The sequence below is a fragment of the Thauera aromatica genome (assembly GCF_023093595.1).
GTDB lineage: Bacteria > Pseudomonadota > Gammaproteobacteria > Burkholderiales > Rhodocyclaceae > Thauera > Thauera aromatica_A.
On sequence record NZ_JALLIK010000101.1, the window covers coordinates 16,809 to 38,159 of the forward strand.

The following is a 21,351-nucleotide window of genomic DNA, read 5'->3' on the forward strand; positions in this document are numbered from 1 at the left end:
GCACCGGTGCCCGCGGCAGGGCCGCGGCGCCGGCACGGTGTTCAGCGCGCGTCGCCGGGGCCCTGCAGGCGGACCACGCTGGCGCGCGCCTGCGGCAGCTCGGGCGGATCGAAGACGGTGTCGCCTTCGGCCACCGCCGTCTGCTGGGTCAGGCTGACGAAATCGAACAGGCGCGAGTCGGCCAGGTGCGAGGGCACGACGTTCTGCAGCGCGGTGGCGAGCGACTCGATGCGGCCCGGGAATTCGCGCGCCCAGCCCTGCAGCATGGCCTTGATCTGCTTGCGCTGGGCGTGTTCCAGTGAACCGCACAGGTTGCACGGGATGATCGGGTAATCCATCGCCCGGGCGAAACGGGCGATGTCGGCCTCGGTGCAGTAGGCGAGCGGACGGATCACGACGTGGTTGCCGTCGTCGCTGACCAGCTTCGGTGGCATGGCCTTGATCTTGCCGCCGAAGAACAGGTTCAGGAACAGGGTTTCGAGCATGTCGTCGCGGTGATGGCCGAGGGCGATGCGGGTGGCGCCGATCTCCTTCGCGGTGCGGTAGATGATGCCGCGGCGCAGGCGCGAGCACAGCGAGCAGGTGGTCTTGCCCTCGGGGATCTTGTCCTTGACGATCGAGTAGGTGTCCTCGGTGACGATGCGGTAGTCGACGCCGATGGATTGGAAGTACTGCGGCAGGACGTGGTCGGGAAAGCCGGGCTGCTTCTGGTCGAGGTTCATCGCCACGATGCGGAAGTCGACCGGCGCGCGCTCGCGCAGTGCGAGCAGGCACGACAGCAGGGTGTAGGAGTCCTTGCCACCGGAGATGCACACCATCACGGTGTCGCCGTCGCCGATCATGTTGTAGTCGCCGATCGCTTCGCCGACGCTGCGCTCGAGCTTCTTCTTGAGGCGCAGGAACGTGTTCGAATGGCGGGCTTCGACTCCGCTTGCGGCGGAATGCGATTCGGCAGGAGCGGTGGCAGCGGTCACGATGGGGTTCCGATCGACGGGAAAAGGCGCGGAATTATACCCTCGGGGCGAAATTCAGGTCCCCTGCTGCGCAAGCTGCGACTCGGGCGGAGGTTCCTTCAAAGATGGGCGCTGCGCCCGCCATCGACGGCGATGATCTGTCCGGTGATGTAGGGCGCGTCGAAAAGCAGGAAGCGCACCGTGCGCGCGATGTCGGTGGCGCTGCCGATGCGCTTGAGCAAGGTGTGGTCGACGATGTACTGGCGTTCGGTGGTCGAGAACTGGCCGTCTTCGGGCCACTCGATCGGCCCCGGAGAAACGCCGTTGACCCGCACCGCGGGCGCCAACTCGACGGCCAGGGCGCGGGTGAGTCCGGCCAGCCCGGCCTTGGCCGCGCTGTACAGGGGGTACTGCGGCAGCGGACGCTCGGCGTGGATGTCGACGAGGTTGACGATGGCGCCGGCGCTGGCCTGCAGTGCCGGGGCCAGGGCCTGCGACAGGAACAGCGGGCCCATCAGGTTGGAGCCGATGAGCTCGTCCCAGGCGGCGCGGTCGATGCTGCCGACGGGGGTGGGGAAGAAACTCGACGCGTTGTTGACCAGGCCATCGAGGCGGCCGCCGAGGGCCAGCACGCGGGAGGCCAGTTCCTCGGCGGCGCCGAAGCGGGCGAGGTCGGCGCCGACGGTGAAGGCGGAGTCCGGGCGCCGGGCGTTGAAGTCGGCGGCGAGGGCGGCGGCGGCATCGGCGCTGTGGCGGTAGTGGAGAGCGACACGGGCACCTGCGGCATGGAGCTCGCGGGCGATGCCGGCGCCGACGCGGCGCGCTGCGCCGGTGACGAGAATGGTCGGGGTGGAGGAAGGAGAAGGAGGCGTCATCGTGTGCGGTGTCCTGGGGAGGCGAAGCGTAGCGCGGCGGACAAGAGAGGGGGGCGGGCGCTGCCGCGGACGGCTGCATGGGTGGGGCCCGGCGCCAGGGCGGGGCGGGAAGTGGCCGCAGCGAAATCGCCAGCATGGACGATCGGGCCTGCCCTTACAATCGCGGCTTCGTGTCGCACCGGACCCTTCTCCTCATGTCTTCCCTGCCCGAACCGTCTGCCGATGCGCTCGCCCAGAGCGCCCGCCTGCTCGAATCCGTCGCTGCCGAAATCGAGGCCGCGGGCGGCTGGATTCCGTTCTCGCGCTACATGGAGCTGGCCCTGTATGCGCCGGGCCTGGGTTATTACAGCGGCGGCGCGCGAAAGTTCGGCCCCGGCGGGGATTTCATTACCGCGCCCGAGCTGACGCCGCTGTTCGGTCAGGCGCTGGCGGCGCAACTCGAGCAGGTGATGCGGGCGAGCGCGGCGCAGGTGATCGAAGTCGGCGCCGGCACCGGCCTGCTCGCCGCCGACCTGCTGCTCGAACTCGAGCGCCGCGGCTGCCTGCCGGAACAGTACGGCATCCTCGAGCTGTCGGGCGAGTTGCGCGCCCGCCAGGCCGACACCCTGGCGCAGAAGGCGCCGCGGCTGGCGGCCCGGGTGCATTGGCTGGATGCGCTGCCGGAGCGCTTTTCCGGTGCGGTGGTGGCGAATGAGGTGCTCGACGTGATGCCGGTGCACCTGCTGGTGTCGCGCGCCGACGGGCTGTTCGAGCGCGGAGTCGCTCTCGCCGCGGAGGGCGCGGGCGCTTCCCGGCTGTGCTGGGCCGACGTGCCCGCCGCCGGTGCGGTGCGCGCGGCCGCACTGGCGCTGGCGCTGCCGGCACCGGCGGGCGGCGAATACGTCACCGAGCTCAACCTCGCCGGCCGCGCCTGGGTCGCGGCGTGGGCCGAGCGCCTGCAGGCGGGCGCGATGTTGCTGATCGACTATGGCTATCCGCGCGCCGAGTATTACCTGCCGTCGCGCGCCAGCGGCACCCTGCTGTGCTACTACCGTCACCATGCGCACGGCGATCCTTTTCTGTGGCCGGGGCTCAACGACATCACCGCCTTCGTCGATTTCACCGCGGTGGCCGAGGCCGGGTTCGAGGCCGGCCTCGACGTGCAGGGCTACACCACCCAGGCCCGGTTCCTGTTCAACTGCGGCGTGCTGCAGTGCCTGGAGCGTCGCGGGCCGCGCGAAGGGGCGGATTACATCCGCGCCGCGCGCGCGGTGCAGCGCCTGACCGCGCCGCAGGAAATGGGCGAGCTGTTCAAGGTACTGGCGCTGGGCCGTGGTCTGGACGGCCCCCTGCTGGGGTTCGCGAGCGGGGACCGGATGCATGCGCTGTAAGGCCTTGCCGGCTGCCGGCCGCCGCCGCCGGCAGCCTCCGCCGCCGGGGACGCATTTTCTCCGACCGGGAAGATTCAGGCGTTGAGCAGCGCCATGGCGGGCCGCCGAACAGGGGCGCTGCTCGAATGGCCCTCCGGCAGCGCCTGCTCTTCGAGCCGGGCCTGGTCGAAGCGGAATACGCTCATCGAGCGCACCAGTTCCTGCGCCTGCTCGTTGAGGCTCGACGCCGCCGCGGCCATTTCTTCGACCAGCGCGGCATTCTGCTGGGTGGATTGATCCATCTGGGTGATGGCCTGCCCGACATGGGTCACGCCGATGCTTTGCTCGGCGCTGGCGGAGCTGATCTCGCCCATGATGTCGGTGACGCGGTGGATACTGGCAACGACCTCCTTCATCGTGTCGCCGGCGCGGTCGACCAGCGCGCTGCCCTGTTCGGTGCGCGCGACGCTGGACGTGATCAGCTGCTTGATTTCCTTGGCGGCTTCGGCGCTGCGCTGGGCGAGGCTGCGCACTTCGCTGGCCACTACGGCGAAGCCCCGCCCCTGCTCACCCGCGCGTGCGGCCTCGACCGCGGCATTCAGCGCCAGGATGTTGGTCTGGAATGCGATGCCGTCGATGACGCCGATGATGTCGGCGATGCGGCGCGCGCTGTCGCTGATGTCCTTCATGGTGGCGACCACTTCGAAGACGAGTTCCCCGCCGCGGGCGGCGACGGTGGAAGCGTTCTGCGCGAGGGTATTGGCCTCGCCGGCATTGTCCGCGTTCTGGCGGACGGTGGTGCTGAGCTGCTCCATCGCCGCCGCGGTCTTTTCCAGCGCGCCGGCCTGCCTTTCGGTGCGCGCGGCGAGGTCGCCGTTGCCCTGAGCGATCTGTTCCGAGGCGATGGCGATGGCTTCGGCGCTGTGGCGTACGGTATGGACGATCCCGTGCAATGCGGACTGCATTCTCGCCATCGCCGCCATGATGCTGTGCGGATTGTGGCGGGAGGCCGGAATGTCGCTGCCGAGATCGCCCTCGGCGACGGCGCTGGCAATGTCCACGACGACGCCGGGCTCGCCCCCGAGCTGGCGGGTGATGGAGCGCGCAGCCAGCACGCCGACGACTCCGGCCGCGGCCGCCAGCGCCAGGAGGAATGCGATCAGCAGGTAGAGCTGGGTGCTCAGGCTCGAGGCTCGGGTTTCGAGCAGGGCTTCGAGCACGCCCATGGCTTCGTTGTTGAGCGCGACGAGGGCGTCGATCGCCTGGGTGAAGTGCGCGAAATAGGGTGCGGGAGGAGCGGTGAGTTGCGCTGCCCCGATGATGTCCGTGCCGGCCAGCTTCAATACCTGGCGGGTCAGCTCGGATGCTTCGCGGACCCGGGTGCCGAGGCGGTTCTTGATCAGGGGGTTCGCATGCGAGGCCTTGTCGAGGGCGAGCGTCATGCGCTCGAGTTCGCCGCGGGCGCGCGCCACATACACCGCCAGCTGCTGAAGGTCTGCGGTGCTGGCCGTCCCCGTCGTCAGCAGTGCGGCACCGGTGGCGCGTGCCTTGCCCAGCTCTTCGGTGAGGGTGGGCAGGGCGTACATCATCGCCAGGATCAGTTGCGAGCTGTCGATTTCGGGGTCGCGCGACAGGCCGTAGGCATCGGACAACAGGTCCGTGGTCTGGAACAGCTCGTCGATCAGGGCGGTGTGCGCGGTGAAGCTTTGTGCCGGGTCGATGTCGCCGCCGGCAATCCGGGTGGTCAGGCTTTTCCAGCTTTGCCGGGCCCGGGCCCAGGTGGCCTCGATCGCCGGGTTGCCGAGATCCGCGCTGATCAAGGGAGACAGGGCATCGATGGCCCGAGCGACCTCGATCTGTTTGGCTCCGCGCTGGGCTTGGGCCTCGGCATTGCCGTTGAGCGCCATCGACGTCAGGCCGCGGTGCTGCTGGGTGAGCTGGATCAGCGTCAGGGCCGCTTTCGAGGGGGCGGCGCCGCTCGCTTCGAGGCGCGCCGAGCGCATGCCGTCGGCCGCAGCCTGGACGAACAACAGGGTTGGCGCCAGCGTCAGCACGAGGGCCATCGCCCCGATCAGGCCGAACCGATGGCTGACTTTCAGTCTTTCGATGAAATCCATGGTTTCCTCGTCATATGGGAAGCGTTCCATCGGGAAGAGTGGCTGTATTCGCCGCGGATCCCGGGCTTTGAACCTGAATGCTATCTGAATGGCAGAGGTGAATGATTACCCGTCGGGGATGTTAAAACAAATCTAATTTGTTCGTCCATAAATGGATTGATTTGCCAGGCCGCCGGGAAGGCGGCCGCGAATGTAGCCGCTGTGTGTGACCATGTCATGAATCGATGGGGGCTTCCCGGCCCCAACCTCCGCCAGGAGGCGAGCTTGCGGGATCTCGCCGTCCGTCCCGGGGCGGCCTGCACGGAGGTTTCCGGGGCGGGCTTACAGCCGGCGCTCGTCGAGCCAGCGGTCGATGTGGATGGCGACCTTTTCCCAGCCGCGCTCGAGCATCAGGCCGTGGCCCAGATCGGGGAAGATTTCGGCTTGGCGGCCATAGGTGACGGCGGTCATGCGCACCTGGTCGGGTGGGATCAGCGCGTCGTGGGCGGCGCCCAGGATCAGCATCGGCACCTGGTGCATGCGCATCGGATGGGGCAGGTTGAACAGCGACATGTCCCAGATCGCGCGGTGCGATTCGGGCTGGCTGAGGCGGTAGTAGCGCCGCAGGTCGGCCGGAGCCACCGGCTGGTGGAAGAGGGCTTCGCGCAGGCGGTCGAGGTCGATCTCGCTGCCCGTCATGATGCGGTTGAGGTCGGCGAGCAGGGCGGGGCGCTTGAGCATCAGGCCGAAGGCCGAGCCCATCAGGCCCTGGGGCGGCACCGAAGACATTAGCACCGCAGCGGGGGCGTCGTACTGTTCGAGGTACTTCTGCACCACCATGCCGCCCATCGAGTGCCCCACGAGGACCGGCGGTGCCGGCAGGCGGGCGGCGACTTCGGCGACGTCGCGCACGTAGTCGTCGATCGAGTAGGTGTCGAGGTGGTCGCGGCGGCGGCTGCCGCCGTGGCCGGACAGCGACAGCGCGTAGCTGGTCCAGCCGCGCGCGGCGAACCAGGGCAGGAAGTGTTCGTCCCAGCACCAGGCGGAAACGTAGGCGCCGTGCACGAACAGCAGCGGGCTGGCGTGGGTCGGCTGTTGCGGTGCCCGGCACAGCACTTCCAGCTCGCCGAAGCGGGTCGAGTTCATCGCGGGACTTCCAGGCCGCGCTGCACCGCGGGGCGCGCGGCGACGGTGTCGAACCAGCGCTTCACGTTGGGATGGCGGGCGAGGTCGATGCCCTGCCACTCGTGGCGCCGGATCCAGGGGAAAGTGGCGATGTCGGCGATCGAGTATTCGGCACCGGCGAGCCAGTCGCGCTCGGCCAGGCGGGTGTCGAGGACCTTGTACAGGCGCGCGGCCTCCTTCGAATAGCGTTCGATGGCGTAGGGCACGATGTCGGGGGCGAAGCGCAGGAAGTGGTGGGCCTGGCCCAGCATCGGTCCGATGCTGGCCATCTGGAACATCAGCCACTGCAGGGTTTCGTAGCGCGGCCGCGGTTCGGCCGGCAGCAGGCGTCCGCTCTTCTCGGCGAGATAGATCAGGATTGCGCCCGACTCGAACAGGGCGATCGGGGTACCGTCCGGGCCGTCCTCGTCGACGATCGCGGGAATCTTGTTGTTCGGGCTGATGGCGAGAAAATCGGGCGCGAATTGCTCCTCGCGGCGCAGGTCGACCTTTCGCACCGCGTACTCGAGGCCGAGCTCTTCGAGCGCGATCGAGATCTTGTAGCCGTTGGGGGTGCCCCAGGTGTGCAGAGTGATCATGTACGTATCATGTTCTGGAAGTGTCGGCGGCGGCCTGCAGCGCTGTTTTCCGGGCCGGGAGCGAAAATGTCCGGCAATCGCCGTCGCGTTCGAGGATACCACCTCGGTGCGATCATGCCGCGGGGCCGGTTTTGCCGCCGAACGGCGGGCTTGCGGGGGAGGGCGGCGCCTCGCCGCGATCCGGGGCGGAGGTGGCGTTGAGGGCGCGCACCGCGGTGACCCGGGCGGCATGGATGGCGTCGGCGATGCGGCTCTTGTCGGGACAACTGCGGGCGATCGCGCCAGCGTCGAGTGCGCGCACCGCCTGTGCGGCTGCGCGCCAGTGCGCCAGCGGCGGCCAGCTCGCGGCCCGCTCCGCGGCGGCGGCGCCGCGGCCGGCATGGTCGCAGGCGGCGGCCTGGAGCATCCGCTCAAAGCGCTCCGGACGGCGCAGGACGTCGCAGCGCTCGAGCAGCTCCACCACCGTCTGCGGGCGCAGCACGGCCACCTGGCCGAGGATGCCGTGTTCGCGCGCGACCATCTCGGCGAGTTCGCGGCACTCGGCCGGCGCCTTCAGGCGGATCGAGACTTCACGTGCGCGCCGCGCGCTGGCGGCTTCGTGGCCGTAGTGGTGCGGCAGGACGTGGGCGGGAGTGTCGCCCTTGCCGAGGTCGTGCAGCAGGCAGGCCCAGCGCACCGCCAGCGGCAGGGCGCAGGCGGCGGCCTGGTCGAGGACCTGCAACACATGCTCGCCGGTGTCGATCTCGGGGTGGTAGCGCTCCGGCTGGGGAATGCCGAACAGGCGGTCGAGCTCGGGCAGCAGGCGGGCGAGCGCGCCGCAGTCGCGCAGGCTGCGGATCATGCGCGAAGGCCGCGCTTCCATCAGGCCGCGGGCGAATTCCTGCCAGACGCGCTCGGCGACGAGGTGGTCGACTTCGCCGCGATCGACCATCCGGCGCATCAGCGCCAGCGTTTCGGGGGCCACGGTGAATGCGGTGAAGCGCGCGGCGAAGCGCGCCACGCGCAGGATGCGCAGTGGATCCTCGGCGAAGGCCGGGGAGACGTGGCGGAACACGCGCGCTTCGAGGTCGCGCACGCCGCCGTAGGGGTCGATCAGGCGGCCTTCCCCGTCGCGTGCGATGGCGTTGATGGTGAGGTCGCGGCGCAGCAGGTCTTGTTCGAGGGTGACGTCCGGTGAAGCGTGGCAGACGAAGCCGGTGTAGCCGTGGCCGGATTTGCGTTCGGTGCGGGCGAGCGCGTACTCCTCATTGGTTTCAGGATGGAGAAAAACCGGGAAATCCCGCCCCACCGGGCGGAAGCCTTGCGCGAGCATGGCCTCCGGGGTGCTGCCGACCACCACCCAGTCGCGGTCCTGGACCGGCAGCCCGAGCAGGGCGTCGCGCACGGCGCCGCCGACGACGTAAGTCTGCATCAGCCGTACAAGTCCTCTTCCGCAATCGACTCGGTTTCGGCGCGGGCCGCCGCGGCCCAGTCCTGCATGTGGGGGTTGGCGAGCAGGGTGGCGAGATAGTCGCCGGCGGCGCCCGCAGGCTTCACGCCGAAGGTCCGGAAGCGGAACGCGACCGGGGCGAAGGCAGCGTCGGCGAGGCTGAAGGCGCCGAACAGGTAAGGTCCGCCCGCGCCGAAGCGGCTGCGGCAGTCGTTCCAGATCGCGCCGACGCGGGCGATGTCGGCGTCCACCTCGGGGCTGCGGCCGAAGCCGGTGTAGTCCTTGCGGATGTTCATCGGCATGCGCCCGCGCAGATTCTGGAAGCCGGAGTGCATCTCGGCGGTGACGGCGCGGGCGACGGCGCGCGCCGTGCCGTCGGCGGGCAGCAGCGCGGGGTTCTTTTCGGCGAGGTATTCGCCGATCGCCAGCGAATCCCAGACCGCGAGGCCGTGATCGATCAGGCAGGGCACCTTGCCCGAAGGCGAATGCGACAGGATGCGCTCGCGGCTGCCGGGGATGAACAGCGGGATGCGGATCTCCTCGAAAGTGAAGCCGCCCTCGCGCGCCGCCAGCCAGGCGCGCAGGGACCAGGACGAGTAGTTCTTGTTGCCGATGATCAGCTTCATCGCAGACTCCGGGTCACGGGGGAAAAGCGGGAAGGATTCGGGGGGTTCAGCGCCGTGCATGGCCGCGGAACGGAGTGTAGTGGGCGCGCGCCGCCTTCGGGCCGAGCCAGCCCGGCACCGCCGCCTCGATCGCGGTGGGCTGCAGGCCGAAGGGCAGCGGCACGCCGTGGGCGACGTTGTCGACTTTCATCGAACGCACGTTGTCGCGGCTCATCAGCGGTTGCGGCGCAAGCTCCATCAGGCGTGCCTGCAGCATCGCCAGTCCTTCGGGCAGGGGCAGCACGAGGCGCGGCCTGGCGGTCAGCGCGGCGACGTAGTCGACGAGCTGGCGCAGGGTGTAGACGGTGGGGCCGGCGAGCTCATAGGTCTGGCCGGCGGCTTCGGGGCGGACCAGGCACTGGTACATGACTTCGGCCACGTCCTCCACGTGCACCGGCTGGAAGCGCGTGCCGGCGCCGGCCAGGGGCAGGACCGGGAAGCGGGCGACGAGCCCGGCGAACAGGTTGAGGAAGTGGTCGCCGCGGCCGAACACCACCGAGGGCCGCAGGATCGTCCAGGCGAGGTCCGCGCCGGCGGCGCGGATCGCCGTTTCTCCGGCCGCTTTCGAGCGCTGGTACTCGGAGGGGCCGTCGCTGCTGGCGCCCAGCGCGCTGATGTGCACCAGCCGCGGCACGGCAGCGGCGCGACAGGCGGTGATGATCTTCTGCGGCAGCTCGACATGGGCACGGGCGAAATCCGGGCCGTAGGGGGTGCCTGGGCGCGAGTGGAGGATGCCGACCATGCTGACCACCGCGTCGGCGCCGTCGACCAGATCGGCGAGGGTCGCGGGGTCATGGACGTCGGCCTCGACCACTTCCACCGTGGGCAGCAGCAGCAGGGCACCGGCGCGGCTGCGGCGGCGGGTCGGAACGAGCAGGTTCATTCCTGCGGCCGACAGGCGGTTGGCGATGGCGCTACCGATAAAGCCGGAACCGCCGATGAGGACGACGCGTTGGGGAATCATGGCCTGGCTCGCTCGATGAGGTTGATCGGTGGGGCCGCTGCGCGAAGCCGGCGGCGGTGGCAAGGATGCGATGTGCGTTTTCCGAAAGCTTACTCGCTGGCGAGGCCGGGGGCGACCGTGCCGAGCCGTGCCTGCAGTGACTGCGGCCTTTTTTCCAGCATCGCCGAATACACCACGGCGTTGGACAGCACTTTCTTGACGTAGTCGCGGGTTTCGTCGAAGGGGATGGTTTCGACGTAGATTGCGCCTTCGAGCGGCACGGCATCGCGCCAGCGCCGGGCGCGGCCGGGGCCGGCGTTGTAGCCGGCGCTGGCCAGCACCGGGTGGTGGTCGAGTCCTTCCATGATCAGGCGCATGTAGCCGGTGCCGAGCAGGACGTTGGTGTGCGGCTCGCTCAAGCGGCGCGGGTGGTAGTCGCGCAGGCCGATCTTGCCGGCGACCCACTTGGCGGTGGCGGGCATCACCTGCATCAGCCCCTGGGCGCCGGCACTGGAGCGGGCCGGTGCGGCAAAGCGGCTTTCCTGGCGCATCAGCCCATACACCCAGCCCAGATCGAGCCCCTGGGCGCGGACCTGGGGCTCGATCAGGTCGCGGTACGGAGTCAGGAAGCGCAGTTCGAAGTTGCTGCGCGAGTTGGCCAGTTCGGCGGTATTGATCGCGCGGTCGTAGAGCTCGTGGCGCAACGCCAGGTGGGCGGCGGCGAGGCGGAAGGCCTCGTCGCGGTCGCGCACGCCCCAGATCCATTCGCGCAGGGCTTCGGTGCGCAGATCGAGCCGGTAGAGCGCCAGCGCGCGGCGCAGGCTGGGGTCGCGTTCGGCTTCTTCCAGGCGTGCGCGCGGCAGCGGTGCGGTGGCCGGCGGCGGGGCGAAGGCGTGGCCGAGGGCTTCGCCCGCCAGCATGCCGTAGAAGTGGGCTTCGCCGGCGATGCGGCGGAACAAGGCCTCGGCCTGCCCGGCCTCGCCGGAAGCGGCGTAGGCCCGGCCGAGCCAGTAGGTCCAGTCGGCGCTGTCGCGCTCGTCGACGGGCATCTGCTCGATGGCGTCGCGCACCGCCTGCCAGTCCTGCGTGCGCAGCGCCGTCCGCACTCGCCAGGCGCGCTGCAACGGAGTGCTGTCGATAGTGCCGGCGGCGGCGAAGAGGGCGCCGGCCTCGGGTAACTGGTCGATCGCGGCATGGGTGGCGATGACCAGGTGGGCGTAGCTGCGCTCGTCGGCGCCGAGGCGGTCCTGGATGCGCAGCAGACGGGCGTGCGCCGCGCGTGCATCCTCGCGCGCCAGGCGTGCCAGTGCGGCCAGTGCCAGTTCGCGCCCGGCGCGGGTGACGGCGAAATTGGCCGGCAGGCGGTCGAGCCAGGGGGCAGGTGAGCGGATGGCCTGCTCCAGGCTGGCCGCGGCCGGTGCCGCGGCGGGAGGCAGCAGGGACAGGCTGGCGAGTGCGGTGTTCGGCGTGCGGCTGTCGATCTGGCGACGGATCCGCCACCAGACGCGCTCTTCGTCCACCTGGCCGCTTGCTGCAGCGTTGCGGAGCGGCAGTTCGCAGGCGGCGGGGGCGTCGCGCAGCGTATCCCAGCGGGCGGCGACTTCACGGGCGGCGTTGGCGTCACCGGTCAGCAGGCGCGCCGTCCACGCGGTGCAGCGCAGCTCGGCATCGGGCTGGCGGAGTTGCGGATAAAGCTGCAGGAACGCGGCCCAGTCGCTGTCGTTGGCGAGGCGGCGCAGCCAGTCGGCGCGCAGGCGTTCGGCGAGGTTGCTGTCTGGCGCGGCGGCGAGGAAGGCCTCCAATTCGGCTGTGGGCGGCGGCTCGCTGCGGGCGAGCTTGTTGACCAGCAGCCAGTAGCGCGGGTACAGATCGAGCGGGTGGGGGGTGGATACGGCGGCGAGCCGCTCCAGGGTTTCGCGGTCGCCGCTGCGTAGCGCCTCGCGGGCAGCGAGGATGCGTTGTCCGGCGTCGGCGTCGGGGGATTGTGCGTGGAGCAGGCCCGGAAACAGGGCGGCCGTGGCAAACAGGCTTGCCCAGAACGTTTTTTTCATGCCTAGTGATGCTTCTGATCGGGTACTCAACATAGCACAGCGATGACCTCCGTTCCCCTCTCCGGAATCGACAACGACGCGCGTCGCAAGCGGATGCGCGAGCATGCCCTGAAGTTGCGCCACGCCTTGCCCGCGGAGACCCGCGCCGTGCTCACCCTGCGCCTTGGCCGCCACCTCGACCGGCTGTTGGCGGATTTGCAGCCGGCCTCGCTGGGGTTTTGCTGGCCCTACCGCGCCGAGCCCGACCTGCGCGACTGGGTCCGGCGCTGGCTGGCGGCGGCCCCGGGGCGGGTGGCGGCTCTGCCGGTGGTGGTGGAACGCCACGCGCCGATGCTGTTCCGCCCGTGGACGCCGGGCGTGCCGATGCCGCTCGACCGCCATGGCATTCCCCATCCGGCCGCGGGCGAGAGCCTGGTGCCCGACGTGCTGCTGGTGCCGCTCAATGCCTTCGACGACCGCGGCTACCGCCTCGGTTACGGCGGCGGTTATTTCGACCGCACCTTGGCGGTCATATCGACCGTCGCGGTCGGTGTCGGCTTCGAACTCGGGCGGGTTCCGGACACCCTGCCGCAGGCGCACGACCGGCCGATGGACTGGCTCGCGACCGAAGCCGGGGTGATGAGGGCACGGCGTACGCCGCAGTCGTGCCGACCTTCCCTTTGAGCCGCCGGTGCGCTCAGCCGCCGGTACCGGAGAGAAACAGGCGGTAGGCCGGGTTGTCGCTTTCGGCGACGTATTCGTAGCCCAGGCGCTGGAGGAAGTCGGCGAACGCCGGCTTGTCCGCGGGGGGGACCTGCATGCCGACGAGGACGCGGCCGAAGTCCGAGCCGTGGTTGCGGTAGTGGAACAGCGAGATGTTCCAGTCCGAGCGCAGGTTGGCGAGGAACTTCATCAGCGCGCCGGGGCGTTCCGGGAAGGTGAAGCGGTACACGACTTCGTGGTCGGCCTGCGGCGAGCGTCCGCCGACCATGTAGCGCACATGGGTCTTCGCCATCTCGTCGTCGGTGAGGTCGAGCGCAGGCAGTTCGTGGCGTGCGAGCATCTCGACCAGGCGGCCGATTTCACTGCGGTTGTGTACGGTGACGCCGACGAAGATGTGGGCGAGCGCGGTGTCGGCGTAGCGATAGTTGAATTCGGTGATGTTGCGGTTGCCGATCACGCTGATGAATTTCCGGAACGAGCCCGGTTTTTCGGGAATCGTCACCGCCAGCACCGCCTCGCGCTGTTCGCCGAGCTCGGCGCGTTCGGCGATGAAGCGCAGGCGGTCGAAATTCATGTTCGCCCCCGAGGCCACCGCGACCAGGCTCTTGTCGCGCAGCTTGTGGCGGCGGGCGTATTCCTTGGCGCCGGCCACGGCGAGTGCGCCGGAAGGTTCGAGGATGGAGCGGGTGTCCTCGAAGACGTCCTTGATCGCGGCGCAGATGGCATCGTTGTCGACCAGGATCATCTCGTCCACGTATTGCTGGCAGAGGCGGAAAGTCTCGTCGCCGACGCGCTTGACCGCGGTGCCGTCGGCGAAGATGCCGACCTGCTCGAGCTCCACCGGACGCCCTTCGGCGAACGACAGCGTCATCGCGTTGGCGTCGACGGTCTCGACCCCGATGACCTTCGTCTCCGGGCGCAGGCGCTTGATGTAGGCGGCCACGCCGGCGAGCAGGCCGCCGCCGCCGACCGCGCAGAACACCGCATGGATCGGTTTCGGGTGGGCGCGCAGGATCTCCATGCCGATGGTGCCCTGGCCGGCGATCACGTCGGGGTCGTCGAAGGGGTGGACGAACGTCAGCTTCTCGTTCTTTTCCAGCTCTCTGGCATGGGCGTAGGCGTCGGAGTAGGACTCGCCGGCGAGCACCACTTCACCGCCGCGGGCCTTGACAGCGTCGATCTTGATCTGCGGTGTGGTGTCCGGCATCACGATCACCGCGCGCGCGCCCAGCTTCGCCGCCGACAGCGCCACGCCCTGGGCGTGGTTGCCGGCCGAGGCGCAGATCACTCCCCGGCGCAACGCCTGCGGCGACAGCCGGGCCATTTTGTTGTAGGCGCCACGGATCTTGAAGCTGAACACCGGCTGCATGTCCTCACGCTTGAGATAGATACGGTTGTGCGTGCGCGCCGACAGGTTGGCGGCGAGGTCAAGCGGGGTTTCGACGGCGACGTCGTACACCTGCGCGGTGAGGATGCGTTCCAGGTAGTCCGTGGGGGTGCTCATGGCCGGCTCGTGCTCTGCTGCAAAGCGTTCGAGCGTAACAGTCGATCCTCCTTCGCTGCAAGCCCGGGGGACGAGCCGGTTCCGGGGGCATGCCGCGCCGGCATGCCCGGTGGCCGCTGTGTCCCGCGCCGTTGCGCTCAGGTGTCGCTGGCGCCCGGAATGCCCCGCATGGCCCGGGCCTGGCGGTCGATGAATTCCTGGGTGGAGTCGATGCCGCGCAGCTGGAGGATGGTCGAGCGTACCGCGGCTTCGAGCAGGACCGCGAGGTTGCGGCCGGCGGCGACCGGCAGCACCACGCGCGCGACGCGCACGCCGAGGATGTCCTGCTGTTCCTGCTGCAGCGGCAGGCGGCTGGGATCGCCGGCGCCGGGCTGGCGGCGCTGGAGATGGCACACCAGGCGCAGGCGCATCTTCCGCCGGCAGGCCGTCTCGCCGAAGATGGTGCGGATGTTGAGGATGCCCAGGCCGCGCACTTCGATGAAGTCCTGCAACATTTCGGGCGCGCGCCCTTCCAGCACCGCGGGGGCGATGCGCGACAGCTCGACGATGTCGTCGGCGACCAGTCCGTGTCCGCGGGAAATCAGCTCGAGGGCGAGTTCGGACTTGCCCGCCCCCGAGTCGCCGGTGATGAGCACGCCGAGGCCGAGCACGTCCATGAACACCCCGTGCAGGGAGGTCTTCTCGGCGAGCTCGCGCGACAAGTGCAGGCGCAGCAGATCGATGACGCTGGCCGACGGCTGCGGGGTGGTAAACAGCGCTACATCGTAGGTCTGGCAGGCGCCCAGGAGGACGGTCGACGCTTCGCAGCCATCGGCGACGATGATCGCCGGCGGGCGCGCCGCGAGGATTTCCTTGATGTGGTGCGAAACCTTGTCGTAGGACTGGCGGATCGACCAGGCCAGTTCGGCGGCGCCGAGGACCTGGAGGCGGGAAGGGTGGATCAGGTTGAGGTGGCCGACCAGATCGGCCGGCCAGATGCGTTCGTCGGCGACGGAAATGCGGACGTCCAGCCGGCCGCTCACATGGGTGAGCTGCAGGCTGTGGCGGTGGACTTCATACAGCCGCGCGACGCTGGTCTGACGCATCGGCGCCCCAGTTCAGGAACATCCGGTGGATGGTGGCCGCGTCCGGGGCGCTCTGCAGGGTGTCGCGGAAATCGCGGTCGCTGAACATCTGGGCGAGCTCGGAGAGCAACTGCAGGTGGGTCTCGTTGGCCTGCTCGGGAACCAGCAGGACGAACAGCATGTTCACCGGGCGGCCGTCGGGGGCATCGAACTGCACGGGGGCGGCCAGGCGCAGGAAGGCGCCGGCGGCCTCCTTGAGCCCCTTGATGCGGCCGTGGGGAATGGCGATTCCCTGGCCCAGGCCGGTGGAGCCGAGACGTTCGCGGGTAAACAGACTGTCGAACACCGTGCTGCGGGCGATGCCCTGGTTGTTCTCGAAAAGAAGGCCAGCCTGTTCGAAGACGCGTTTCTTGCTGCTGGCTTCGAGGTCGACCACCACGTTGGACAGTGGCAGGAGTTGGGGTATGAGGCTCATTCGCAGGGAAGTTTGTGCAGTGCCCGTGCCGCGGGTGCCTGGTGAGGCAGGGGAACGGCCCGGTCCGCATGTAAACGGCGACGTGAAAACGCGCGCATTATAAACGCAGCCCGGACCTTGAACTGCAAAGAAAGCGTCAGGCTTCGGGAACCTGGTGCTTCAGCGCATCGTGGTTGTGCTCGGCCTGCTTCTGCTTGTATTTCTGCACCTGGCGGTCGAGCTTGTCGGCCATCGCGTCGATCGCCGCGTACAGGTCGGAATCGTCGCTTTCGACGAAGATGTCCTTGCCGCGCACATGCAGGGTGACTTCGGCTTTCTGCCTGAGCTTTTCCACCGAGAGGATCACCGCAACGCTGGTGACGTTGTCGAAATGGCGGATCACGCGATCCAGCTTCGAGCTCACGTAGTCACGGATGGCCGGGGTGACTTCGATATGGTGCCCGGTGATGTTGAGGTTCATGCTAGCTCCTGTTGATGTCAGATGGACTTGCGCAGACTGACCGGCGGAATATTCAGTGATTCGCGGTACTTGGCGATCGTGCGCCGTGCGACCACGATACCCTGCTGGCCTAAAACTTCTGCAATCCTGGCGTCGGATAGCGGTTTCTTGCTGTCTTCGGCATCGACCAGCTGGCGAATCAGCGCACGAATCGCCGTTGATGATGCCGCCCCACCGGTGTCGGTGGCGACGTGGCTGCCGAAGAAATACTTGAGTTCGAATACGCCGCGCGGGGTCGCCATGAATTTCTGCGTGGTGACGCGCGATACGGTGGATTCGTGCAGCTCGAGCTGGTCCGCGATCTCCCGGAGAGTGAGTGGCCGCATCGCCACGTCTCCATGATCGAAGAACTGCCGCTGCTGGTCAACGATGGCCTGGGAAACGCGCAGGATGGTGTCGAAACGCTGCTGTACGTTCTTGATCAGCCAGCGCGCTTCCTGTAACTGGGCGCCGAGTCCGCCGCCCTGGGTGCGGTTCTGCTGCAGCAGGCTGGCGTACAGGCGGTTGATGCGCAGGCGCGGCATGGCCTCCTGGTTGAGGCGCACCGTCCATTGCCCGCGAACCTTGCGCACGACGACGTCGGGCAGTATGTAGCGGGTCTCGTGTATGCCGTAGCGTGTGCCCGGATGCGGATCGAGACTGCAGATCAGGGCTTGGGCGGCGCGCAGGCCGTCGTCGTCGCAGCCGGTGAGCTTCTTCAGCCGGGCGAAATTGCGTTCGGCGAGCAGCGCCAGGTGCTTGTCGACGATCTCCAGCGCCAGTGCCCGGGTGTCGTCCTCGGGCAGGGTGCGCAGCTGCAGCGACAAGCATTCCTGCGGTGTGCGCGCGGCGATGCCGGCCGGATCGAGGTGCTGGACGTGATGCAGCGCGATCGCCAGGTCGTCGAATGCGACACCGGACTCGGGGGCGAGCAGTTCGAGGAGTTCTTCCAGCGGCTGGTGCAGGTAGCCGTCGTCGTCCAGAGCCTCGATGATCAGCCGCGCCAGCGCCCGGTCGCGGTCCGACAACGGGGACAGGGCGATCTGCTGGTCGAGGTGCTCGCGCAGCGAGATGCCGGCGGCCTGGAGATCCTGGTAGTCGGAGTCGTCGTCTTCGCTGCGGCTGTCGGCGCCCTGGCCGACGTTCGACCAGTCGATGCCTTCGTCCTCGGTGCCGTCGTGCGTGCGTGCGTCGGCCTCGCCCTCGGCGGCGGGGGACAGGGTGTCGCGCTCGGCTCCGGGTGAAGGCGGGGAGGCGTCCCCGCCTTCGTCGTCCTCGCGTTCGAGCATCGGGTTCTCGAGCAGGAAACGCTCGATTTCCTGGTTCAGCTCGATCGTCGACAGCTGCAGCAGCTTGATCGACTGCTGCAGCTGCGGGGTCAGCGTGAGGTGTTGGGAGAGCTTGAGCTGGAGGCTGGTTTTCATCGGCGGGAAGGCGCCCGGTGGGTCACAGGCGGAAATGCTCGCCGAGGTAGACCTGGCGCACCCGTTCGTTGTCGATGATGTCCGAAGGCCGGCCGCGGGCGAGGACCCGGCCTTCGCTGATGATGTAGGCGTGGTCGCAGATGCCGAGCGTCTCGCGCACGTTGTGATCGGTGATCAGCACCCCGATGCCGCGCTCCTTGAGGAAGCGGATGATTTTCTGGATGTCGATGACGGCGATCGGGTCGACCCCGGCGAAAGGCTCGTCGAGCAGGATCAGGCGCGGGTCGGTGGCCAGCGCGCGGGCGATCTCGCAGCGCCGGCGCTCGCCCCCGGACAGCGAGATCGCGGTGTTGTTGCGCAGGTGGCTGATCCCCAGCTCGTGCAGCAACTCGTCGAGGCGGGCGTCGATCTGGCGGCTGTCGCGTTCGCCCTGGAGTTCGAGCACGGCGCGGATGTTGTCGGCCACGCTGAGCTTGCGGAACACGCTCATTTCCTGCGGCAGGTAGGACAGGCCGAGGCGGGCGCGGGCATGGATCGGCAGATGGGTGAGGTCGGCGTTGTCCAGTTCGATCTGGCCGCCGTCGGCGCGTACCAGGCCGACGATCATGTAGAAGCAGGTGGTCTTGCCGGCACCGTTGGGGCCGAGCAGGCCGACGACTTCGCCGGCCCCGACTTCGAAGCCGACGTCATGGACGACGGTGCGCGCCTTGTAGCGCTTTTGCAGGCCGGTGACCTTAAGCAGACTCATCGTGGGGCTCTTTCAGCAGTTTGCGGATCAGCTCGGGCGCAAACCCGCGGGCTTGCAGGAAGCGCGCCTGGCGCGCCCAGGCGCGGGGATCCGCGGGCGCGGCGGCGAAGCGGGCGTGGAGCACGGTGCGCGCGCGCTCGATGTCCGCCGCCGGACATTCGCTTGCGAGGGCCGCGTCGATCAGTTCGCGGGCGATGCCGCGCCGGCTCAGCTCCAGGCGCAGGCGGGCATTGCCGAAACGGCTGGCCTTGCCGCGCACGAAGGCTTCGGCATAGCGGGTGTCGGATTGCAGGCCGAGCTCGCCCATGCGGGCGATGACGGCCTCGATCTCGTCGTCGCTGCCGTAGGCGGCGAGCTTCTTTGCCAGTTCGGCGCGCGAGTGGTCGCGCCGGGCCAGATGGCGAAGCGCGCGCTCACGCAGGCTCGGCTCGGCCATCGCGTTCCCGGCGCGGTCAGGCCGCGGCCGGCTGCGCGCCTGCCGCGGCCAGCTCGGGCAGGCCGACTGCGGCGCGCACCTTGTTTTCGATTTCGCGCGCGAGCGCCGGGTTGTTGCGCAGGAACTCGCGCGAGTTGTCCTTGCCCTGGCCGATCTTGTCGCCCTGGTAGGCGTACCAGGCCCCGGACTTGTCGACGATCTTGTGGTCGACGCCGAGGTCGATGATCTCGCCCTCGCGCGAGATGCCCTCGCCGTACAGGATGTCGAAGTGCGCTTCCTTGAAGGGGGGGGCGACTTTGTTCTTGACCACCTTGACGCGGGTTTCGGAGCCGACGACCTCGTCGCCCTTCTTGATCGTGCCGGTGCGGCGGATGTCCATCCGCACCGAAGCGTAGAACTTGAGCGCGTTGCCGCCGGTGGTGGTTTCCGGGCTGCCGAACATGACGCCGATCTTCATCCGGATCTGGTTGATGAAGATCACCAGGGTGTTGGTGCGCTTGATGTTGGCGGTGAGCTTTCTGAGCGCCTGGCTCATCAGGCGCGCCTGCAGGCCGGGCAGCTGGTCGCCCATCTCGCCTTCGATTTCGGCCTTCGGCGTGAGTGCGGCGACCGAGTCGACGACGACGATGTCCACGCCGCCCGAGCGCACCAGCATGTCGGCGATCTCGAGCGCCTGCTCGCCGGTGTCGGGCTGCGAGATCAGCAGGTCCTCGATGTTGACGCCGAGCTTTTCGGCGTAGCCGACGTCGAGCGCGTGCTCGGCGTCGATGAAGGCCGCGGTGCCGCCGAGCTTCTGCATCTCGGCGATGACCTGCAGCGTCAGCGTGGTCTTGCCCGAGGACTCGGGGCCGTAGATTTCGACCACGCGGCCGCGCGGCAGGCCGCCGAGGCCGAGCGCGATGTCGAGCCCGAGCGAGCCGGTGGACACGGTCTGGATGTCGCGTTCGACGTTGCCGTCGCCCATGCGCATGATCGAGCCCTTGCCGAACTGTTTTTCGATCTGCGAAAGCGCGGCGGCGAGGGCCTTGGCCTTGTTGTCGTCCATGGAAGTTGTTCCTGTGTGGTTGGCGGATTATGGCACAAAGGTTGCAGGCGTGCGGTGGAGCAGGCTGCTGGCGACAGTGTATTGACTGTATGTAAATACAGCAAACAGAGCTGCGGCCGGCTGCCCTCTTGCTGGCCGCAGCCGCCTCCGGCAAAGCGGCGCGCAGGAGTGTCCCGGGGTTTGCCCAGTATATGCCATTGGGTTTGAGCGGGGCGCCGTGCCGCTGCGGCGGCCGGGGCCCGGGAGCGTTCAGGCGGTGAGCTCGACGAGGACGTGCAGGGCGCGCAGGACGGTCTGGCGGCGGATGGACTGGCGGTCGCCGGTGAAGTGCAGGGTTTCGCTCCGGAGGGGGCGGCCTTTGATCGCCCAGGCCAGGCAGACCATGCCTACCGGCTTGGCGGCACTGCCGCCGGTGGGGCCGGCGATGCCCGACACGGCGACGCTGAGTTCGGCCCGGCTGCGTGCGAGCGCGCCTGCGGCCATTTCCCGCACGGTGGTTTCGCTGACCGCGCCGTGGGTGGCGAGCGTGTGCGGCGTTACGCCGAGCATGTCGGTTTTCGCTTCGTTCGAGTAGGTGACGAAGCCGCGGTCGAACCAGGCGGAGCTGCCGCCGATCGCGGTCACTGCGGCGGCGATCCAGCCTCCGGTGCAGGATTCGGCGGTGGCGAGGCGCCAGCCGCGGGCGGCGAGCGTGTCACCCAGGCGGTGGGCGAGGGCGTCGAGTTCGGGGTCGGTCATCGCAGGCCAAGCTCCATTCCGGTTTCCGCGCGGCGACGGGGCCGGGCGGGGTTCAGGCGCCGATGAGGGCAACGAGGACGGCCAGCACCAGCAGGGTGTAGCCGGCGGCGAAAAGGTCGTCGAGCATCACGCCGAAGCCGCCCTTGAACGCGCGATCCGCCCAGCGCACCGGCGGCGGCTTGACGATGTCGAAGAAGCGGAACAGCGCGACCGCGGCGGCCTGCCAGAGCAAGGTCTGCGGCGTAAACAACAGCACCAGCCAGGTGGCGACCATCTCGTCCCAGACGATGCCGCCATGGTCGGGAACGCCCAGCGCGCGCCCGGTACGCTCGGCGGCGAGAATGCCGGTGACGAACAGGCTGGTGAGGAGGGCGAGAAAAACGAGCTCCGAGAGCGGCGCGCGGATCACCGGATACAGCGCCCACGCCAGCAGCGTACCTGCCGTGCCCGGTGCCCAGGGGGACAGCCCGGCACCGAAGCCGAGGGAAATGAAGTGGGCGGGATGGCTCATCAGCAGGCGGGGAGTCGGGCGCATGGCGGATCGGGGGCGGGTTGGAAAACGGAGGCGGAGACCGGCGTCGGTACACGCCGGATGGGGCGCGACCGGAAATCG

The 21,351-nt window shown here is 68.8% G+C and carries 21 protein-coding genes; 2 read left to right on the top strand and 19 right to left on the bottom strand.

Features of this window, described 5'->3' with window-relative positions; genetic code table 11:
- Positions 1-41: 41 nt before the first annotated feature.
- A complete protein-coding gene (gene ttcA, locus MXC99_RS09215) occupies positions 42-974 on the bottom strand; it encodes a tRNA 2-thiocytidine(32) synthetase TtcA (protein WP_247725164.1) in 933 nt (310 codons plus the stop codon).
- A gap of 98 nt (positions 975-1,072) precedes the next feature.
- Positions 1,073-1,828 carry a pteridine reductase gene (locus tag MXC99_RS09220; protein WP_247725165.1) on the bottom strand — a complete coding sequence of 252 codons (756 nt, stop codon included), beginning with the start codon at positions 1,826-1,828 and terminating at the stop codon, positions 1,073-1,075.
- A 194-nt stretch (positions 1,829-2,022) separates the two neighbouring features.
- Here MXC99_RS09220 and MXC99_RS09225 point away from each other — a divergent pair, with 194 nt between their 5' ends.
- A complete protein-coding gene (locus MXC99_RS09225; protein ID WP_247725166.1) occupies positions 2,023-3,198 on the top strand; it encodes a class I SAM-dependent methyltransferase in 1,176 nt (391 codons plus the stop codon).
- A 74-nt stretch (positions 3,199-3,272) separates the two neighbouring features.
- Here MXC99_RS09225 and MXC99_RS16940 read toward each other — a convergent pair whose 3' ends face one another.
- The 7 genes from MXC99_RS16940 to MXC99_RS09265 form a co-directional block, all read right to left on the bottom strand.
- Positions 3,273-5,294, bottom strand: a complete 2,022-nt coding sequence (locus MXC99_RS16940) for a methyl-accepting chemotaxis protein (RefSeq protein WP_282100144.1) — start codon at positions 5,292-5,294, stop codon at positions 3,273-3,275.
- A 321-nt stretch (positions 5,295-5,615) separates the two neighbouring features.
- The gene (locus tag MXC99_RS09240; protein WP_247725167.1) at positions 5,616-6,419 is read right to left on the bottom strand and encodes an alpha/beta hydrolase; all 804 of its coding nucleotides are present in this window, start codon (positions 6,417-6,419) and stop codon (positions 5,616-5,618) included.
- Complete coding sequence (locus MXC99_RS09245) at positions 6,416-7,036, bottom strand: glutathione S-transferase family protein (RefSeq protein WP_247725168.1); 621 nt, start codon at positions 7,034-7,036, stop codon at positions 6,416-6,418. The genes MXC99_RS09240 and MXC99_RS09245 overlap by 4 nt, the downstream gene beginning before the upstream one ends.
- 112 nt (positions 7,037-7,148) lie before the next feature.
- The gene (locus MXC99_RS09250) at positions 7,149-8,447 is read right to left on the bottom strand and encodes a multifunctional CCA addition/repair protein (RefSeq protein WP_247725169.1); all 1,299 of its coding nucleotides are present in this window, start codon (positions 8,445-8,447) and stop codon (positions 7,149-7,151) included.
- Positions 8,447-9,091 carry a glutathione S-transferase family protein gene (locus tag MXC99_RS09255; RefSeq protein ID WP_247725170.1) on the bottom strand — a complete coding sequence of 215 codons (645 nt, stop codon included), beginning with the start codon at positions 9,089-9,091 and terminating at the stop codon, positions 8,447-8,449. Before MXC99_RS09255 ends, MXC99_RS09250 begins: the two co-directional genes overlap by 1 nt.
- A gap of 46 nt (positions 9,092-9,137) precedes the next feature.
- Complete coding sequence (locus MXC99_RS09260; protein ID WP_247725171.1) at positions 9,138-10,094, bottom strand: complex I NDUFA9 subunit family protein; 957 nt, start codon at positions 10,092-10,094, stop codon at positions 9,138-9,140.
- An 89-nt stretch (positions 10,095-10,183) separates the two neighbouring features.
- A complete protein-coding gene (locus MXC99_RS09265) occupies positions 10,184-12,124 on the bottom strand; it encodes a lytic transglycosylase domain-containing protein (protein WP_247725172.1) in 1,941 nt (646 codons plus the stop codon).
- A gap of 42 nt (positions 12,125-12,166) precedes the next feature.
- Between MXC99_RS09265 and MXC99_RS09270 the strand changes: the two genes are divergently transcribed.
- Positions 12,167-12,787, top strand: a complete 621-nt coding sequence (locus MXC99_RS09270) for a 5-formyltetrahydrofolate cyclo-ligase (RefSeq protein WP_247725173.1) — start codon at positions 12,167-12,169, stop codon at positions 12,785-12,787.
- A 13-nt stretch (positions 12,788-12,800) separates the two neighbouring features.
- Here MXC99_RS09270 and ilvA read toward each other — a convergent pair whose 3' ends face one another.
- The 10 genes from ilvA to MXC99_RS09320 all read right to left on the bottom strand — a co-directional run bounded on the left by ilvA (position 12,801) and on the right by MXC99_RS09320 (position 21,273).
- Positions 12,801-14,525: a threonine ammonia-lyase, biosynthetic gene (gene ilvA / locus MXC99_RS09275; RefSeq protein ID WP_282100146.1), complete on the bottom strand. Its 1,725-nt coding sequence runs from the start codon at positions 14,523-14,525 to the stop codon at positions 12,801-12,803.
- Complete coding sequence (hprK, locus tag MXC99_RS09280; protein ID WP_247725175.1) at positions 14,468-15,415, bottom strand: HPr(Ser) kinase/phosphatase; 948 nt, start codon at positions 15,413-15,415, stop codon at positions 14,468-14,470. Before hprK ends, ilvA begins: the two co-directional genes overlap by 58 nt.
- Positions 15,384-15,869: a PTS IIA-like nitrogen regulatory protein PtsN gene (ptsN, locus tag MXC99_RS09285; RefSeq protein ID WP_247725176.1), complete on the bottom strand. Its 486-nt coding sequence runs from the start codon at positions 15,867-15,869 to the stop codon at positions 15,384-15,386. Before ptsN ends, hprK begins: the two co-directional genes overlap by 32 nt.
- A 136-nt stretch (positions 15,870-16,005) precedes the next feature.
- Positions 16,006-16,329: a ribosome hibernation-promoting factor, HPF/YfiA family gene (gene hpf, locus MXC99_RS09290; protein WP_247725177.1), complete on the bottom strand. Its 324-nt coding sequence runs from the start codon at positions 16,327-16,329 to the stop codon at positions 16,006-16,008.
- Between the two features lie 17 nt (positions 16,330-16,346).
- A complete protein-coding gene (locus MXC99_RS09295; protein ID WP_247725178.1) occupies positions 16,347-17,771 on the bottom strand; it encodes an RNA polymerase factor sigma-54 in 1,425 nt (474 codons plus the stop codon).
- A gap of 22 nt (positions 17,772-17,793) precedes the next feature.
- Positions 17,794-18,519: an LPS export ABC transporter ATP-binding protein gene (gene lptB / locus MXC99_RS09300; protein WP_107221902.1), complete on the bottom strand. Its 726-nt coding sequence runs from the start codon at positions 18,517-18,519 to the stop codon at positions 17,794-17,796.
- Positions 18,506-18,955, bottom strand: coding sequence for a regulatory protein RecX (locus MXC99_RS09305; protein ID WP_247725179.1), 450 nt, complete (start codon positions 18,953-18,955; stop codon positions 18,506-18,508). The genes lptB and MXC99_RS09305 overlap by 14 nt, the downstream gene beginning before the upstream one ends.
- 16 nt (positions 18,956-18,971) lie before the next feature.
- Entirely contained in the window at positions 18,972-20,000 is a 1,029-nt protein-coding gene (recA, locus tag MXC99_RS09310) for a recombinase RecA (protein WP_247725180.1), read from the bottom strand.
- Positions 20,001-20,249: 249 nt separating this feature from the next.
- On the bottom strand, positions 20,250-20,738 hold the full coding sequence (locus MXC99_RS09315) for a CinA family protein (RefSeq protein WP_247725181.1): 489 nt from the start codon (positions 20,736-20,738) through the stop codon (positions 20,250-20,252).
- 52 nt (positions 20,739-20,790) lie between these two features.
- On the bottom strand, positions 20,791-21,273 hold the full coding sequence (locus tag MXC99_RS09320) for a phosphatidylglycerophosphatase A family protein (RefSeq protein ID WP_247725182.1): 483 nt from the start codon (positions 21,271-21,273) through the stop codon (positions 20,791-20,793).
- Between the last annotated feature and the right edge of the window lie 78 nt (positions 21,274-21,351).